This window comes from Labrenzia sp. THAF187b (assembly GCF_009363375.1).
Lineage (GTDB): Bacteria > Pseudomonadota > Alphaproteobacteria > Rhizobiales > Stappiaceae > Roseibium > Roseibium algicola.
Genome location: NZ_CP045344.1, coordinates 2,140,001 through 2,156,695, shown reverse-complemented (window position 1 = coordinate 2,156,695; position 16,695 = coordinate 2,140,001). Strand labels below are relative to the sequence as shown.

Annotated in this window: 13 protein-coding genes, 1 tRNA gene and 2 rRNA genes (1 of these 16 running past the window's edge); 11 read left to right on the top strand and 5 right to left on the bottom strand. The window is 57.4% G+C overall.

All coding sequences use genetic code 11. The features are described from left to right. Position 1: 1 nt before the first annotated feature. Positions 2-1,420 (bottom strand): NAD-dependent succinate-semialdehyde dehydrogenase, encoded by a 1,419-nt coding sequence (locus tag FIV03_RS10000; protein ID WP_286202306.1) that lies wholly within the window; start codon positions 1,418-1,420, stop codon positions 2-4. A gap of 659 nt (positions 1,421-2,079) precedes the next feature. Next, positions 2,080-3,111: a LacI family DNA-binding transcriptional regulator gene (locus FIV03_RS09995; protein ID WP_152505457.1), complete on the bottom strand. Its 1,032-nt coding sequence runs from the start codon at positions 3,109-3,111 to the stop codon at positions 2,080-2,082. A gap of 574 nt (positions 3,112-3,685) precedes the next feature. On the opposite strand from FIV03_RS09995, the gene FIV03_RS09990 reads away from it, so the two are divergent. The 11 genes from FIV03_RS09990 to FIV03_RS09940 all read left to right on the top strand — a co-directional run bounded on the left by FIV03_RS09990 (position 3,686) and on the right by FIV03_RS09940 (position 13,226). Continuing rightward, the gene (locus FIV03_RS09990; RefSeq protein WP_152509454.1) at positions 3,686-4,978 is read left to right on the top strand and encodes an amino acid ABC transporter substrate-binding protein; all 1,293 of its coding nucleotides are present in this window, start codon (positions 3,686-3,688) and stop codon (positions 4,976-4,978) included. A gap of 72 nt (positions 4,979-5,050) precedes the next feature. Then, positions 5,051-5,794 carry an ABC transporter ATP-binding protein gene (locus tag FIV03_RS09985; RefSeq protein WP_023003760.1) on the top strand — a complete coding sequence of 248 codons (744 nt, stop codon included), beginning with the start codon at positions 5,051-5,053 and terminating at the stop codon, positions 5,792-5,794. After that, positions 5,794-6,522, top strand: a complete 729-nt coding sequence (locus FIV03_RS09980) for an ABC transporter ATP-binding protein (protein ID WP_055661121.1) — start codon at positions 5,794-5,796, stop codon at positions 6,520-6,522. Before FIV03_RS09985 ends, FIV03_RS09980 begins: the two co-directional genes overlap by 1 nt. Positions 6,523-6,533: 11 nt before the next feature. Then, entirely contained in the window at positions 6,534-7,412 is an 879-nt protein-coding gene (locus FIV03_RS09975; RefSeq protein ID WP_152509453.1) for a branched-chain amino acid ABC transporter permease, read from the top strand. After that, complete coding sequence (locus FIV03_RS09970; protein WP_023003763.1) at positions 7,412-8,449, top strand: branched-chain amino acid ABC transporter permease; 1,038 nt, start codon at positions 7,412-7,414, stop codon at positions 8,447-8,449. Before FIV03_RS09975 ends, FIV03_RS09970 begins: the two co-directional genes overlap by 1 nt. 17 nt (positions 8,450-8,466) lie before the next feature. Next, on the top strand, positions 8,467-9,261 hold the full coding sequence (locus FIV03_RS09965; RefSeq protein ID WP_152509452.1) for a glutathione S-transferase family protein: 795 nt from the start codon (positions 8,467-8,469) through the stop codon (positions 9,259-9,261). 9 nt (positions 9,262-9,270) lie between these two features. Continuing rightward, positions 9,271-10,197 carry a dioxygenase gene (locus FIV03_RS09960; protein ID WP_152509451.1) on the top strand — a complete coding sequence of 309 codons (927 nt, stop codon included), beginning with the start codon at positions 9,271-9,273 and terminating at the stop codon, positions 10,195-10,197. Continuing rightward, positions 10,194-10,940, top strand: a complete 747-nt coding sequence (locus FIV03_RS09955) for an SDR family oxidoreductase (RefSeq protein WP_152509450.1) — start codon at positions 10,194-10,196, stop codon at positions 10,938-10,940. Before FIV03_RS09960 ends, FIV03_RS09955 begins: the two co-directional genes overlap by 4 nt. 3 nt (positions 10,941-10,943) lie before the next feature. Further along, positions 10,944-11,822, top strand: coding sequence for a 3-keto-5-aminohexanoate cleavage protein (locus tag FIV03_RS09950; protein ID WP_152509449.1), 879 nt, complete (start codon positions 10,944-10,946; stop codon positions 11,820-11,822). A 39-nt stretch (positions 11,823-11,861) separates the two neighbouring features. Beyond that, positions 11,862-12,866, top strand: a complete 1,005-nt coding sequence (locus FIV03_RS09945; RefSeq protein ID WP_152509448.1) for a zinc-binding alcohol dehydrogenase family protein — start codon at positions 11,862-11,864, stop codon at positions 12,864-12,866. A 12-nt stretch (positions 12,867-12,878) separates the two neighbouring features. Further along, a complete protein-coding gene (locus FIV03_RS09940) occupies positions 12,879-13,226 on the top strand; it encodes a cupin domain-containing protein (RefSeq protein WP_152509447.1) in 348 nt (115 codons plus the stop codon). Positions 13,227-13,549: 323 nt separating this feature from the next. On the opposite strand, the gene FIV03_RS09935 is transcribed toward FIV03_RS09940, so the two are convergent. The 3 genes from FIV03_RS09935 to FIV03_RS09925 all read right to left on the bottom strand — a co-directional run. Beyond that, positions 13,550-13,626, bottom strand: a tRNA-Met gene (locus FIV03_RS09935). A 247-nt stretch (positions 13,627-13,873) separates the two neighbouring features. Beyond that, positions 13,874-13,988 (bottom strand): 5S ribosomal RNA (gene rrf / locus FIV03_RS09930). Between the two features lie 200 nt (positions 13,989-14,188). Next, positions 14,189-16,695 (bottom strand): 23S ribosomal RNA (locus FIV03_RS09925); it runs 216 nt beyond the window's last position.

Here is a 16,695-nt window from a genome sequence, read left to right as displayed (position 1 = left end):
GTCAATTTCCTTCATCGATTCCGCCAACACACAGGTATTTGGCTTCCAGGTATTCATCCAGGCCGAGGCGGGATCCCTCCCGTCCCAGGCCGGATTGCTTGATGCCGCCGAACGGAGCTTCGGCAGTGGAGATCAGGCCCGTGTTTATGCCGACCATGCCGTACTCGAGACGCTCGCCGACCCGCCAACTGCGCGCGAGGTCGCGTGTAAAGAAGTAGGCTGCGAGCCCGTACTCGCTGTCGTTGGCAAGCGCGATCACTTCTTCTTCCGTGTCGAAACGAAAGATCGGCGCCACAGGTCCGAAGGTCTCTTCACGCGCGATGCGCATCTCATGGTGCACACCGGTCAGAACGGTCGGCTGAAAGAAGGTGCCACCCAGGGAATGATGCGTTCCGCCCAGTTCAATCCTGGCTCCATTGGCAATGGCATCCGAGATATGCGCCTGGACCTTGTCTATGGCTGAAACGTCGATCAGCGGACCAAGGTCCGTATCACCGGCCTGCCCATCGCCGACCTTCATGGTCTGCATCCGTTCCACAAGAGCTGCAACGAATGCGTCGTGAACACCCGACTGCACATAGATGCGGTTGGCGCAAACGCAGGTCTGGCCACTGTTGCGGAATTTGGCGACCACAGCCCCTTCGACGGCTGCTTCCACATCGGCATCATCGAAGACGATGAAAGGCGCATTGCCGCCGAGCTCCAGCGAGATCTTCTTGACGGTGTCGGCGCACTGCCGCATCAGCAACTTTCCGACGTCCGTTGAGCCGGTAAAGGACAGCTTGCGCACGACGGAACTGGAGGTCATCGCCGCGCCAATCCTGCGCGCGTCCCCCGTGATCACCGTGAAGAGACCAGGCGGAACACCTGCACGCTCGGCGAGCGTCGCCAGCGCAAGGGCTGAAAAAGGCGTTTGCTCGGCGGGCTTGACGATGATTGCGCACCCGGCAGCCAATGCCGGTGCAACCTTTCTTGTGATCATCGCATTCGGAAAGTTCCAGGGGGTGATCGCCGCAACCACACCAACAGGCTGCCTGATCACCAGGAGGCGCTTGTCCCGGGACGTCGCGGGTATCGTTTCGCCGTATATGCGGCGCGCTTCCTCGGCATACCATTCGACGTAGGAGGCACCGTAGAGGACTTCCCCTTTCGCCTCTTTCAAAGGCTTGCCCTGTTCCAGGGTGATGATGCGCGCCAGATCGTCGGCATTCTCGACAATCAACGCAAACCAGCGCTGCAGCACCTCGGCCCGTGCCTTTGCAGGCTGTGTGGACCAATCGGCCTGTGCCTCTCTGGCATGTCTGATGGCCAACTCTGTCTCGGCGCCCCCAAGGTTGGGAACATTGCCGAGGCAAGCGCTGGTCGCCGGGTTCGTGACGGTAAGGCCCTCAACACCAGCTTCGTAGATACCTTCTCCAATACGGACACTTCCGCAGAGAAGGCTCCTGTCTCTTAACACTGATGCATCTCCCCCTGCTCAGACAACCAATTCAAGAAAGCTCATATTGTGGCTATATATTCAATAAATTTTATAATCACAATCACATTATGAACTTATTCGTTCGAAGAACGCCTGACTGGAGTGTTTTTGGGAGACCTTGTCGCCGAGAGCAGAAGCTGCGGCTGCCCAACCGCAGCTCGAACCGGCGTTTGAAAGAAGAAAGACGATCCAGCAACCACCGGGTTGCCGGATTGGTCACTTTCGTAAGTATCTGAAAAGACGAGTGAATGAGTGCTGCTAGCCGGACCCTGAACCATTACGCGGCTGTACGGTCCGGCAACGAATGCGAAAGAACATCAACGATCTGGCCCGGCGACCACATTCTGACCCCGTCGATCGGGCACTGAATGCAAAGGGCCAACAGTGAAACGAGGGCTCAAGCAAACCAGGCTCGCAATCAGGGCACCTCGATTGTCCAAGCTGAAGCTGACAGGTGCTGTCACGAGTGTCGTCCCAAGGGAGCGATGCGCCTGGTCGGTAGTCTTATTGGATTGACTGTTCTTGGCCCCAGGACCGTGTGACGGCGCACTTGAGGCCGCCGCGCAAAAATCGCCCGGCCAGCAGAAGTCAGGTGCCCGCTAATGGTCGGTTTCTATTCGAAGGACGCTGTTTCGGCATTTCAGGCTGACCGGAAGAACTGTTTCCCTTGGAACCTTGCCGTCACAGCCGTCGATCATCTGAACCAGCAGCCGGGCAGCGGTGGCCCCTGCATCAAACTGCTCTATGCGCACTGTTGTGAGGCCGGGCGGAATGAGATCCAGGAAAGGCATGTCGTTGAAGCCGGTGATGGAAATCTTGTCGGGGCACGGATGCCCGTTTCTGGCGCAATAATCCATGGCCCCGAGGGCCAATCTGTCATTGGCGCACAGAATTGCGGTTGTCTCCGGTGACCGGCTCAATATCTCTTTCGCGCAACGGCGGCCTTCCTCCTCCTCGAAACGACAGGCTTCCTCGATGACAAGTGCATCGGCCGAAAATCCGTAGTCCCGGGCAACCGAGCAGAACGCTTCACGGCGCAGCAGTCCGGTCGACAAGTCCCGGGGCCCGGCAAGATGCGCAATTCGCCGGTGACCATGATCATGAAGATGATCAAAAATCATGCGGATCCCGGCTTCCTCGTCGTTGATCACATATGGGATCTCGGCTTCTTCGACCTTTCGGTTCAGCGTGACAACCGGAAGTCCCTGGCGCGCCGCTTCCACGATATTGGGATCGCTGCGCAACACAGCCGTATGGATGATGCCATCCACGCCGCGCTCCTGAAGCGTCTCGGTCAATCGGCGCTCCCGGTCACTGTCTCCATCGGTGTTGACGATGATGGAAGCATAACCCAGCGGCTCCATCACACTTTCGATGCCGCGAACGATCGGCGGGAAAATCATGTTGGTGATATCCGGGATCATCACCCCGACCGTCATCGACTTCTGCTTGCGCAAACTGAAGGCAATCCGGTTGGGTCGATACCCCAGCCTGTCGGCCGCTTGACGGATCTTCACGACAATTTCTTCGGTCAGCGAGCTGCGCTTTTGCGGATCAAGCGCACGGGAAACCGTGGAAACATGAACACCTGTTTCCCGGGCTATGTCCTTCAGTGTCGGCCGTCGGCTCATCTTTGCGTCCTCCCACCCTCCATATAGCTGGATGGAACCGTCTTCGCAATCGATTGCATAAAACTGTTGACACCTCGTTTGTGATCGTGTTACCGATTATGCAATCGATTGCAGAGATTTGAACTTCGCATACTGCGACTCGCCGGAAATGGGTACCGCACTACTACGTGCGGTTCATTCATTGTGGCGAGGCCCGACCCGAAGCGGGTTGGACGAGCGAAAGATCTGTGCTTCGATTTGGGACAGTCAGCCTTGGGAGAGGCGTCGGCCCAACGCTCTGAAACAGGACACCTGTTTCGGGCGCTATCGATGATTTGGGAGGGAGTCAGGCTTTTCCTGTCCGGCACATCCGGATCAGAGCGTGACGATTTTCGTCGCGCATATTATTGCGAAAATCTGTGCAATCGATTGCATTGATTGGTTGCTGAAATGCATGAGGTGATGTGAATACCGCCCCGATCTCGAGCGTGAGCAAGGGGCACGACGAATGGCTACGGTATGGTGCAAGGGCTTGGGAGGGCTCCACCGCAGATCTACCGAAAAGGATCTGATCTCATCTTCAGGGAGGAAAAAGATGAAACGCATTAATTGGACGGTGGCAGCTCTTGTGTCTGCCAGCATGCTTGCATCTGGCTATACCGGCATGGCTCAGGCGGCTGATCCGCTCAAGATCGGTGCCAGCCTGCCCTTGACCGGTGGTTTTTCGATTGCCGGACAAAAACACCAGCAAGGCTATGAACTGTGTGTCGATCTCATCAACGAGCGCGGCGGCATCATGGGTCGCCAGGTCGAGCTGCTTGTTTCCGATAACAGATCCGACCCGGCAACCGCTATCAACCAGTACGAACGCTTCATCAATGTCGACGGCGTGGAGGCGGTGTATGGAACCTTTTCCTCGCGTCTGTCCTTCCCTGTCGCCAGCATTCTGGCAAAGAACAACATGGTTCACCCGTTGCCGGCCGGAGGCGCGCTGCGCATCTATACGCAGGGTCACAAGAACATCTTCTATTTCCAGCCGAATGCCGCCGAATATGTCGGCGCTTCCCTCGCAGGCATCGTCAAGGACCTGATCCCCGAGGGTGAAACACCCAAGACTGCGGCCGTGATATCCGCGGACGACTTCTTCGCAAACGGTGTCTGGTCCGGTCTGATGGGTGAGAAGGTCATGGACCCGGCGGACGGCTCACTGGTGCGCGACCTAGCACCGGGATACCTTGCTGAAAACAACATCGAAGTCGTCTTTTCCGAGCGTTGGCCGGAAGAAGGTTTCAGTGACTGGCTCAACCTTGCCAATCAGGTGAAACGCTCCGGAGCGGAACTGATCATCGGACTGACAGCTTCCGCGGAAGAGGCGGTCCAGCTGACACGCGCACTCAAGACAGTCCGGGCGGAGCCGAAACTCGTCTATTTCAGCCAGGGAACACAGGCTGAATACCTGGAAGGCACCGGCTCAAGTGCAGAAGGCGTTCTGGTTCATACCTCCTGGCACAAGGATGCGCCGTTTCAGTCGACACTGGCCGGCGAACCGTTTTCCAACAGCGACTTCGTCGCCTCCTATCAGGAAAAATTCGGTGCGGTTCCCGATGAAGACGCTGCCATTCCCTTCGCTGTCTGCCAGGGCATCGAGCAGGCAATTCTCGGTGCCGGTTCAACCGACAATGAAGCCATGGGCAAGTGGTTGTCGGAACGCACCAGGGACGAGCCGGTTCGCACGATCCTCGGACGGTTCAACTGGGATGAACTGGGGCTACCTGCAGACAAGCCGTTCCTGATGACCCAGTGGAACGATGGCGAACTGCAGTTCGTCTATCCGACGGACGAGTTTGAAGGCGTCAGCGCCCTCACCTACCCGAAGGGTTCGTTCTGACGGATCGAACCGGTCCCGGGCGCATGGCGCCCGGGAAGCTCTCCTGACATTCCAAGCGCAAAGCGAGTTCCCATGCTCGAAATAGATAACCTGTCCAAGCATTTTGGCGGGATCCGCGCAGTCGACGGCTGTTCGTTCACCGTTCCCAAAGGCAGCATCACGGCCCTGATCGGCCCGAATGGCGCAGGCAAGACCACCGCCTTCAACTGCATAAGCCGGACAACCGAACCCTCGGCCGGCAAGGTTCTTCTTGAGGGCCAACGCATCGAACATCTGCGGCCGCACAAGATCACCCGCATGGGCCTGAGCCGCACGTTCCAGATCAGCCGAAACCTGGCGGACATGACGGTTCTGGAAAACGTCATCTGCCAATCCAGGATCGGCGGCTGGCGGGATCTTTTCAAACCCGCTCTTGGTGCGGAAGAAGTCGAAAAGGCGATGGAAATCCTCGACTTCCTCGGCATTACGCGGATCGCCTACGAGGACGGCTCAAACCTGTCCTACGGCCAGAAGAAACTGATGGATCTGGCAGCGCTCCTGATGAGCGATCCCAAGATCATTCTGCTCGATGAACCTGCAGGCGGGGTCAATCCGACGCTGCTTGAGGAAATCATCGGCCACATACAAAAGCTGAACGAACAGGGCCTCACGGTGCTCATCGTGGAGCACAACATGGACCTCATCATGCGCCTGTCCCACAAGATCGTGGTGATGGCCCAGGGCAAGGTCATTGCTGATGGCAAGCCCGAGGAAGTCCGCGAAAATCCTGCTGTTCTCGACGCCTATCTTGGTGGCGTCCTGGAGGAGGCTGCGTGATGAGCGAACTTCTACACGTTTCCAATGTGACCGCCGGTTACGGCGACGGCCCGGCAATTCTGGACGGAGCCGAGCTACGTGTCGAACCCGGCAAGGTCCACTGCATCATCGGTCCGAACGGCGCCGGCAAGTCCACCTTGCTGAAGGCCATCTGCGGCATGCTCAAGGTGCGCAACGGCGACGTTCTCTACAAGGGCGAAAGCCTCAAGGGTTTGCGCCCGGACCAGGTGCTTCGAAAGGGAATTTGTTTCGTTCCCCAGGAGCGCGCGCTGTTCCCGAAAATGACCGTGCGGGAAAACATGCGCATGGGCGGCTTTTCCATGAGCGACAAATCCGGCCTGGAAAAACGCATCGACGAGATCGAGGAGCTCTTCCCGATCCTGAAGGAACGCCGCGACCAGCACGCAGGCACGATGTCTGGAGGTCAGCAACAGACCCTGGCCATGGCCCGCACCATGATCCTGAAGCCGGACATTGTCATGCTGGATGAACCGTCGCTCGGACTGGCGCCAAAGATCGTCCAGGAAATGTTTTCAATCATGAAGATGATGGCCGCAGAAGGCATCACGATCCTTCTTGTTGAGCAGAACGCCTTGATGGGATTGAAGAATTCCGACCAGGGCGTCGTTCTGGACCTGGGACGCACCCTGTTTTCCGGTCCTGCGGACGACGTCCTGCGCGACCCGCGGATACAGGACCTTTATCTCGGCGGCAAGAAGGCAGCCTGAGGAGGGCAATCATGGCTGATATTATTCAAACTCTCATTCTGGGCCTTGCTCTTGGTGGTGTGTTCGCCCTCATGGGATCCGGGCTCAGTCTCGTATTTGGTGTCATGCGCATCGTAAACCTGGCGCATCCGGTGCTGATCATCGCCGGCGCTTATGTCGCCTACTGGGGATTCCGGCTCTACGGCATCGACCCCTTGATGATGCTGCCCGTGGCGATCGTCATTCTGGCCGCCATAGGTGTGGTGCTTTACAAGCTGGTTTTCGAACGGGAAGCACGCTCGGCCAAATATTCGGAAATGACGGTCCTGCTCACCTTCGCAATCGCGATGATTGTCGAAGGGGCACTCGGAGGGTTCTTCTCGAACACCCAGCGTGTGACGTCTCCGGACTATGCGACCGATGCGATCTTTATCGGTGATGTCTTCATTCCGACCGGCCAGCTTTATGCCGGCATTCTGTCGCTGATCATCATTTCCGTGCTGGCGCTTTTCCTGAAGTATTCCAGTTTCGGCTACGCCATCCGCGCAACCACCCAGAACCGCGAAGCGGCTGAACTGCTGGGGGTGAATGTCAACCGCGTTGCCCTGGTCAGCTTCGCAATCAGCATTGGTCTCGCCGGGGCTGCTGGCTGCCTTGTCTCCTTCGTTTTCTCGTTCTTTCCGGCAAAGCACTGGGAGTGGATCGCCGTCCTCATGTCGCTGGTGGTTCTCGGCGGGATGGGCTCGCTGCTCGGCACGGTCGTCGCATCTTTCCTGTTGAGCGTGATTGCCGCCTTCGTCGGCACCTATGTCGGAGCGACATGGTCGACCATGACCTTCTTTCTCGCCCTGTTTCTCATCCTTCTCGTTCGGCCCCAGGGGCTGTTCGGTGAAAAACCGGAGCTTGCATAATGTCCCTTGCTTTCAACGAGACGTCCAACGTTCTGCAGGCCCGGGCCGAGCACAACGAAAAGCTTGCACGGCGGGCCGACAGGACACGGGCCACCTGGTTTCCGATCGTCCTTCTGGCCCTCTTGCTGGCGGTTCCGGCACTGCAATTTGTCGGCAACTTCAACTATGTGATCCACCTCATCCTGTTCACGGCCTGCTATGCGGTCATGGCATCGGGCTGGAACATTCTCGGCGGTTTCACGGGTTACATCTCGCTGGGACACAACGTCTTCTTCTGCATTGGCGGCTACTTTGCCGGAATGCTGCTGGCACGCTTCGGCATCTCGACGCTTTTGACGGCACCTCTGGCAGGCCTCGTCTGCGCTGCTGTCGGCTATCTGATCGGTCGTATCACGCTCAAAACGCGCGGTCCGAGCTTCATCATTTCCTCGCTGGCGCTGGTGATGATTGCCCGCATCCTGTTTGACAACTGGCACTTTGTCGGTGGCGCCAATGGCGTCGCCTTGCCTGCCAACGACCTCAGCGTCGAATGGGCCAAGCTGCCGTATTACTACGCCTTCGTCGTTCTGGCGGCGCTGACCGTCTTCATCAGCTACAAGATCAAGCATTCGAAATTCGGGCTCGGGCTGCGCGCCATTTCGAAAGACGAGATCAAGGCCGAAAGCGCGGGGATCGATACCCGCACCTACAAGACGCTCGCCTTCGCCATCTCGGCAGCCTTTGTCGGCATGGCAGGCGCTATCTGGGGTGAATATCTCACCTACATCCGTCCAAACATCTTCCTGATCATTCTTGTCAGCGTGAACATGGTTCTGATGTGCATTCTCGGCGGCAAGGGCACGATCGCGGGCCCGGTCATCGGCGCCGTCCTGATTGTCGCCTTCAACGAGATCTTCGTCGCAACTCTTGGCTCTTCGGAATTCAACATCCTGGCAACCGGCCTGATCATGGCGCTGGCGCTGATGTTCTTTCCCCTCGGCATCGTTGGAACCCTGGCAGCGAAACACCGCCTGCCCCGCTTCCTGAACTGGGACTGAGAGAAAGGGCTCTACCGATGGGTTTCGTACTTTACAACGCGCCTCAATCCACCTGCTCGCAGCGTGTGCGCTTCGCCCTTCACGCAAAGGGGCAGGCATTTGAAGAAAGAAAGCTGGACCTCTTCAGTGGCGACCAGCTCAAGCCGGACTATCTGGCGATCAATCCCAATGGCGTGGTTCCGACCCTCGTGCATGACGGGGTCTCCGTGACCGATAGCGCCGTCATCATGGAGTATCTGGAAGACATATTGCCGGACACCTCCCCGATGCGGCCGTCTGCTCCTCATGAGCGTGCAAGGATGCGGGCGATGTTGCGCTTCATCGACGAAGTGCCGACGCCGGCGATCCGTGTACCATCCTATAATCTTGCCTTCCTGCCGCATTTTCAGGCCATGAGCGCAGAGGAATTTCAGGCGCTTTGCGACAGCAAGCCGTTGCGCCGCGAGTTTCTCATGAAAATGGGCCGCACCGGTTTTCCGAAGGCTGACATGGACGAGGCGCAGGGACGCCTGGACCGGGGCGTGGACCGGATGAACCAGTGGCTTCTGGAAGGAGGTGGCCCCTGGATCATGGGACAGACCCTCACCTATGCCGATATCGCCATCATGCCGGTCATTGTGCGCATGGACGACATCAACCTGGGCGATGCCTGGGCAGACAAGCCCATGGTCGCGGCATGGCTGGAAAACATTCGCAAGGAGCCCGCCTTCAGGGCCACCTATTACCACGGCTCCTTGCTCACCGAAAAATACCCGCACCTGAAAGCAGCCAGGGCCGACCAGGCCTTACATGCGACAGCAGCGTCCGCCTGAGGGAACGTCATGGACAGCTACGTTACGACTACAAGACTGATCAGCAAGGAAGAGGATGTCACCCCTGCCGTTCTGGCGGCCATGGAGGCGACATCGGATCCGCGTTTCAAGGAAATCATCACCTCTCTCGTCCGGCACCTGCATGCCTTTCTGCGGGAGGTTCGCCCGACCGAAGCCGAATATGAAAAAGGCCTGCAGATCCTCAATGCCATAGGTCAGCAGACCGACAACGCCCACAACGAGGCGGTTCTCATCTGCGACGTTCTCGGCGCCTCGACACTCATCGATCTCATCAACAATGACGGCATGCAGGGCGAGACGATGTCAGCCTTGCTTGGCCCCTTCTATCGGGGATCTGCACCTGACTGCGAGTTTGGCGACACCATTGCACGGTCCACCACGTCGGGAGATCCGCTGGTTCTGAAGGGCCGTGTACTGGACGTGAATGGTGAACCCATTTCCGGGGCAACGCTTGATGTTTGGCAGGCATCCCCGGATGGACTTTACGAGAACCAGGACAAGGATCAGGCCGACTTCAATCTGCGTGGCAAATTTGTTTCGGACGAAAACGGCAACTACCTCATCCGCACGGTGAAACCAGCCGGCTACCCGGTCCCCGTTCACACCACCACGGGAGACCTGTTGAGGGCACAGAAGCGGACCCCCATGCGCCCGGCGCATGTCCATTTCATAGTGTCCGCCCCTGAACACAAGACACTCATCACCCAGATTTTCGCCGATACGGACGAAGCGATGGTGAACGACGTTGTGTTCGGTGCGAAGGAACAGATCGCGGGTGATCTAGAACTCCGGGAAACACCCTCAGCCGAATATCCCGACGTTGCGACCCCCTTCTACACCTGCACCTACGACTTCATCCTGAAGCCAGGCGAACCCCGTTTCCCCGAACCGCCGATCAAGGGGAAAGTGTCTTGAGCCAGTCATTGAAAGGGAAAGTCGCCGTTGTCATTGGCGGCTCCGGCGGAATAGGCGCAGCATCTGCCAAACTGTTCGCAGAGGCGGGCGCGCGTGTCGTCGTCGGATATCGCTCCAGCGAAGACAAGGCGCAGGCAGTCGTCACGGCACTCGAAGGCGACGGCCATCTTGCGCTGAAAGTCGATGTCATCGACACGCCAAGCATCGAGGCCTTCAAGGAGGAAATCGCGAGCAGACTTGGGCGGGTCGACATTCTCGTGAATTCGGCGGGCACCACGACGCCGGTCGCTCACAAGGATCTGGATGGACTGACGGACGCCATCATCGACGAGGTTTTCGCGTCCAATTTCCGGGGGGTGTTCGCGTCCATTCGCGCCTTTGCCACCCTGCTCAAGGCGAGCGGCGATGGTGTCGTCATCAACGTGTCCTCGATCGCAGCCTTCAAGGGGTTCGGCTCTTCCATTGCCTATTGCGGCGCCAAGGCGGCACTCGATTCGATGACCCACACGCTTGGCCTGGCACTCGGGCCGGAAGTCCGGATCCTCTCCGTGTCTCCGGGAATGGTTGCGACGGATTTTGTTCCAGGCAGAACACGGGAACAGGTCGAAAAGGCTGGCGCAGCGACCCCATTGCAAAAGGTTGTCGAAGCCGAGGACGTCGGCAAGGCGATCTTTGCGTCCGTTGCCTACCTCACCCACTCCACGGGCACGCGCATCGTGGTCGACGCCGGGCGGGGGCTTTGAACCATGGTGCATAAAACCATCATCACCTGCGCCGTGACTGGAAACCTGACCACCCGCGACCAGCACCCTGACCTGCCGGCAACGCCTCAGGAGATTGCAGATGCATGCCTTGAGGCTGCCGAAGCCGGCGCCGCAATTGCCCACATTCACGTGCGTGATCCGGAGACGGCCAAACCATCGATGGAGATCGGCCTGTACGAAGACGTTGTCAGGCAGATCCGGCAGAAGAACACTGATCTGATCCTCAACCTGACGACAGGTCCAGGCGGCCGTTTCGTCCCCTCCGATGATGATCCTTCGGTCGCCGGCCCGGGAACGACGATCCTGCCCCCCGAAAAGCGGGTTGAACATATCGCAAGGATCCGTCCGGACATCTGCACACTGGATTTCAACACCATGAACTCAGGTGCGCAGGTGGTGATCAACACACCCCGGAATGTGCGCGTGATGGCTGAAGTCATCCGCGATAGCGGTGTGAAACCGGAACTGGAACTGTTCGACACCGGCGACATCGTCATGGCCAATGATTTTCTGAAGGCCGGACATATCGAAGGTCCCGCCATGTGTTCGCTTGTAACGGGCGTGAAATACGGCCTGCCTTCAACCCCGGATGCCATGTCCATGGCATCCCGAATGTTGCAGCCGGGCACGGTGTGGACCGGCTTCGGTGTCGGCCGATGGGCTTTTCCGATGCTGGTGCAAGCCTGGCTGCTGGGTGGCCACGTGCGCATTGGCATGGAGGACACCGTCTATATCGGCAAGGGCGAACGGACAAAGGGCAATGGCGAACTGACCGCCAGAGCCCGTGACTTCATCGAGAAACTGGGAGGCGAAATCGCCACTGCAGGCGAAGCCAGGCAAATGCTTGGCCTCCAGCAGTAAGCGCGCCGCAACAAAGTGAAAAGGACGGGGACAAGAGCCATGAACGTTCAAAGCAAGACAGTCACCGGCAAGGCCCTTTGGGTGACGGAGAAGTCGCCGGATCTGGACAATCTTCTGATCGACGTGATCGAACCGGCAATACCACAGCACGGGCCGGGTCAGGTCCTGGTTGAAATCAGGGCAGCTGGTGTAAACCCTTCAGACGTGAAGGCGTCTCTCGGCCATATGCCCCATGCGGTTTGGCCAAGAGTTCCCGGTCGCGATTTTGCAGGCGTTGTTGTTGATGGACCAGCACATCTGATCGGCAAGGAAATCTGGGGAGGAGGCGGAGAACTCGGCATCACTCAAAACGGTTCTCACGCCAAATACATGGCCTTGCCACAGGCCGCCGTCCGCGAAAAACCGGTCAACTTCAGCATGGAAGAAGCAGGCTCGATCGGCGTTCCCTTCATAACCGCCTTTGAAGGTCTGCGAGAAGCTGGCGGCGTCCAGCCATGGGACAATGTCCTGGTGTGCGGGGCCAACGGAAAGGTTGGACAGGCTGCAATCCAGCTTGCGACGATGGCAGGTGCAACAGTGTTCGGTGTCGAATACAAGCCCATGGAATTTCTTGGCCATAGTGCGCAACCCATCGAAATGTTCGACAGCTCTTCACAGGACGTCGCTGAACTGGTTCGCGAAAAGACCGGGGGGCGGGGCGCTGATATCGTCTTCAACACCGTCGGAAGCCCCTATTTCGAAATGGCCAACAAGGCGCTTGCAAAACAGGGGCGTCAGGTCTTCATCTCCACGTTCGACAGGGCGGTAGACTTCGACATCTTCACGTTTTTCCGCGGGCGTCACAAGTTCATCGGTATCGATACATTGGCGCTCGACAGTGTGTATGGCGCGAAGATCTTCGACGTGCTCAAGCCGAAGTTCGAGGCCGGTGTGCTGAAGCCCTTCCCGATCAATCCGGAAACTGTCTACGGATTTGACGACGCTGCCAAGGCCTACGCTTCAGTTCTGCGGGCAACGCCTGAGCGGGTTATCCTCAAGCCTTAGTAGGAAACGCACATGCAGGTAACCCGCATTGACAGCGCGCAGCAATATGAGGCGCCGGAACACTTCGCGATGGCGTGCCTTCGTCTTCAGGGAAAGGAGGCAACGTCAACGCGCTCTATGTGGGTAGGCATGTCCCATCTTCTTCCTGGAGGCCACACGTCTCTCAAGGCGTCCCCTCAAGAAAAGATCTATGTGGTCATCTCCGGCCAGGTCACCATCACCAATGGCAATGGAGTGGTGACCCTTGGACCACTGGATTCCTGCGTCCTGTCTCCAAATGAACCAAGAGCTCTCGAAAACAGGACAAACCAACCGGCCACCATCCTTCTGGCGATGGAGGAAACAGCCCAAAGTCTCTAGAAGGCCTTTGGGTTAACCGGTCGTGGCTCTTGTTTCAGTGGCCTGTCAGGTTGGAGTCTGTGTGAACAGGCTTTTTGTTTGGGCTCGTCGCCGGATTTGAGAGTTTTCTGCCCCGCTGCGTCGGGCTTTTGCCCTGCCCCCGCAGTGATGCAACAAAAAAGGCCGCCCTTATGGACGGGTTTTTTTTTATTTTGTATCGGTATGTGGCTTTGAGCTTTTTTGTGCCAGTGCGTCGGGCATAGCGCTTTTTGTGGGAGCGCTGGTCAGTTTGGAATCAGTATCCGTTAGCAACAAAAAACCCGGCGCGCGGCCGGGTTATTTGTTGGTTGCGGGAGCAGGATTTGAACCTGCGACCTTCAGGTTATGAGCCTGACGAGCTACCGGGCTGCTCCATCCCGCGTTGTTTTTTTGTTTGTCCTTTGCGCGCTGCGCGTTTGGTCAAACTGGGTCTGGTCCCTTTTGGGCATACCCTTATGTTTCGGTTTGACCGGAAGACTGCGCTGATATGGGACAAGAGATCCGGAGCGCAGCGGAGGCAAGGCCAAGTGGCCGCCGGCCGGTCGGGCCGCCCCGCGGAGCGCAGCCCGAAGGGCGTTACGCGCGTGAGCGACAGACAAATTGAAGAGGTTTCAAATTGCGATTTGCAGGCCTGGCGGCGACCTACTCTCCCACACCTTAAGATGCAGTACCATTGGCGCTGGGGAGTTTCACGGCCGAGTTCGGGATGGGATCGGGTGGGGGCTCCCCGCTAGGGCCACCAGGCCGGCGAAGCGCAATTTGCGTGAACTGGTCTATATATTTTTTGATGTTTTGGTCGGCCTCGCCTGGGACGAAGGTTCCAGGACATTGGCCCTATGGATCATTTCAAACGCGCTCAAGCAGCCCGAAGGGCGGTAGCGCACTTAAAATGATCTTTTCGATGCGCCAGGGGCGCATCCAAAAGATGAACATTGACTAATGAGAGGATCAAGCCGAACGAGCTATTAGTAAAGCTAAGCTTCATGCGTTGCCGCACTTCCACACGCTTCCTATCGACGTGGTGGTCTTCCACGGCTCTTCAGGGAGAACTGGTTTTGAGGTGGGTTTCCCGCTTAGATGCTTTCAGCGGTTATCCCTTCCGTACATAGCTACCCTGCAATGCGGCTGGCGCCACAACAGGTCCACCAGAGGTACGTCCATCCCGGTCCTCTCGTACTAGGGACAGATCCTCTCAATTCTCCTACACCCACGGCAGATAGGGACCGAACTGTCTCGCGACGTTCTGAACCCAACTCACGTACCACTTTAATTGGCGAACAGCCAAACCCTTGGGACCTGCTCCAGCCCCAGGATGTGATGAGTCGACATCGAGGTGCCAAACAATGCCGTCGATATGGACTCTTGGGCATCATCAGCCTGTTATCCCCGGCGTACCTTTTATCCGTTGAGCGATGGCCCTTCCACGAGGGACCACCGGATCACTATGGCCGTCTTTCGACTCTGCTCGACTTGTCAGTCTCGCAGTCAGGCAGGCTTATGCCATTGCACTCAACGAGCGATTTCCGACCGCTCTGAGCCCACCTTCGCGCGCCTCCGTTACCATTTGGGAGGCGACCGCCCCAGTCAAACTACCCGCCACACACGGTCCCGGATATTGTTGTACCGCGGTTAGATATCCATGACGACAAGGGTGGTATTTCAAGGGTGACTCCACAAGAGCTGGCGCTCCTGCTTCAACGTCTACCACCTATCCTACACATGTCGTGACGAATACCAGTGTGAAGCTGTAGTAAAGGTGCACGGGGTCTTTCCGTCTGACCGCAGGAACCCCGCATCTTCACGGGGAATTCAATTTCACTGAGTCTATGCTGGAGACAGCGGGGAAGTCGTTACGCCATTCGTGCAGGTCGGAACTTACCCGACAAGGAATTTCGCTACCTTAGGACCGTTATAGTTACGGCCGCCGTTTACTGGGGCTTCAATTCGGTGCTTGCACACCTCCTCTTAACCTTCCAGCACCGGGCAGGCGTCAGACCCTATACGTCGCCTTACGGCTTCGCAGAGCCCTGTGTTTTTGATAAACAGTCGCCACCCCCTGGTCTGTGCCACCCCACAACGGTTGCCCGTCGTGAGGTCTCCCTTCTCGCGAACTTACGGGAGCATTTTGCCGAGTTCCTTCAGCATAGTTCTCTCAAGCGCCTTGGTATTCTCTACCAGTCCACCTGTGTCGGTTTCGGGTACGGTTTATACGGTGGAGCTATTTCCTGGAACACCTTCGCTGCACCCCCAATCCAATAAGGAGATACAACACACGGCATCCGTCACTACCACCAAGCTGCAGAATATTAACTGCATTCCCATCGACTACGCCTTTCGGCCTCGCCTTAGGGGCCGGCTAACCCTGCGCCGATTAGCGTTGCGCAGGAACCCTTGGACTTTCGGCGAGCGGGTCTCTCACCCGCTTTATCGTTACTCATGTCAGCATTCGCACTTCTGATATCTCCAGGAGCCCTCACGGGTCCCCCTTCGCAGACTTACAGAACGCTCCGCTACCGCGCATCATAAGATGCACCCGCAGTTTCGGTGTATGGCTTGAGCCCCGGTACATTTTCGGCGCGGAACCCCTTATTTAGACCAGTGAGCTGTTACGCTTTCTTTAAATGATGGCTGCTTCTAAGCCAACATCCTGGTTGTTTTGGGAGTTCTACATCCTTTCCCACTTAGCCATAACTTAGGGACCTTAACTGGCGGTCAGGGTTGTTTCCCTCTCCACAATGGACGTTAGCACCCACTGTGTGTCTGCCGGATAGTACTTCTCGGTATTCGGAGTTTGGTTAGGATCAGTAAGGCGGTAAGCCCCCATAGCCCATCCAGTGCTCTACCCCCGAGAGTATTCATCCGACGCTCTACCTAAATAGATTTCGCGGAGAACCAGCTATTTCCGAGTTTGATTGGCCTTTCACCCCTAGCCACAGCTCATCCCCGACTTTTTCAACAGGCGTGGGTTCGGTCCTCCAGTGCGTGTTACCGCACCTTCAACCTGGCCATGGCTAGATCACTCGGTTTCGGGTCTAATCCAACGAACTAGGGCGCCCTATTCAGACTCGCTTTCGCTACGCCTACACCTACCGGCTTAAGCTTGCTCGTTAAATTAAGTCGCTGACCCATTATACAAAAGGTACGCTGTCAGGCTTGCGCCCTCCAACTGTTTGTAGGCATCCGGTTTCAGGAACTGTTTCACTCCCCTCGTCGGGGTACTTTTCACCTTTCCCTCACGGTACTTGTTCGCTATCGGTCGACAAGGAGTACTTAGGCTTGGAGGGTGGTCCCCCCACGTTCAGACAGGATTTCACGTGTCCCGCCCTACTCGAGGACTTGCATAATTTCTACCCGTACGGGGCTATCACCCACTAATGCCCGACTTTCCAGACGGTTCCGGTTCTTAAATGCAAGCCACTGGCCTGGTCCGCGTTCGCTCGCCACTACTAGC

Coding starts and splice junctions, on each gene's coding strand:
- FIV03_RS09985 (WP_023003760.1), top strand. CDS start 5,051: ATGCTCGAAATAGATAACCTGTCCAAGCATTTTGGCGGGATCCGCGCA.
- FIV03_RS09975 (WP_152509453.1), top strand. CDS start 6,534: ATGGCTGATATTATTCAAACTCTCATTCTGGGCCTTGCTCTTGGTGGT.
- FIV03_RS09950 (WP_152509449.1), top strand. CDS start 10,944: ATGGTGCATAAAACCATCATCACCTGCGCCGTGACTGGAAACCTGACC.
- FIV03_RS09990 (WP_152509454.1), top strand. CDS start 3,686: ATGAAACGCATTAATTGGACGGTGGCAGCTCTTGTGTCTGCCAGCATG.
- FIV03_RS09960 (WP_152509451.1), top strand. CDS start 9,271: ATGGACAGCTACGTTACGACTACAAGACTGATCAGCAAGGAAGAGGAT.
- FIV03_RS09940 (WP_152509447.1), top strand. CDS start 12,879: ATGCAGGTAACCCGCATTGACAGCGCGCAGCAATATGAGGCGCCGGAA.
- FIV03_RS09970 (WP_023003763.1), top strand. CDS start 7,412: ATGTCCCTTGCTTTCAACGAGACGTCCAACGTTCTGCAGGCCCGGGCC.
- FIV03_RS09945 (WP_152509448.1), top strand. CDS start 11,862: ATGAACGTTCAAAGCAAGACAGTCACCGGCAAGGCCCTTTGGGTGACG.
- FIV03_RS09980 (WP_055661121.1), top strand. CDS start 5,794: ATGAGCGAACTTCTACACGTTTCCAATGTGACCGCCGGTTACGGCGAC.
- FIV03_RS09995 (WP_152505457.1), bottom strand. CDS start 3,111: ATGAGCCGACGGCCGACACTGAAGGACATAGCCCGGGAAACAGGTGTT.
- FIV03_RS09965 (WP_152509452.1), top strand. CDS start 8,467: ATGGGTTTCGTACTTTACAACGCGCCTCAATCCACCTGCTCGCAGCGT.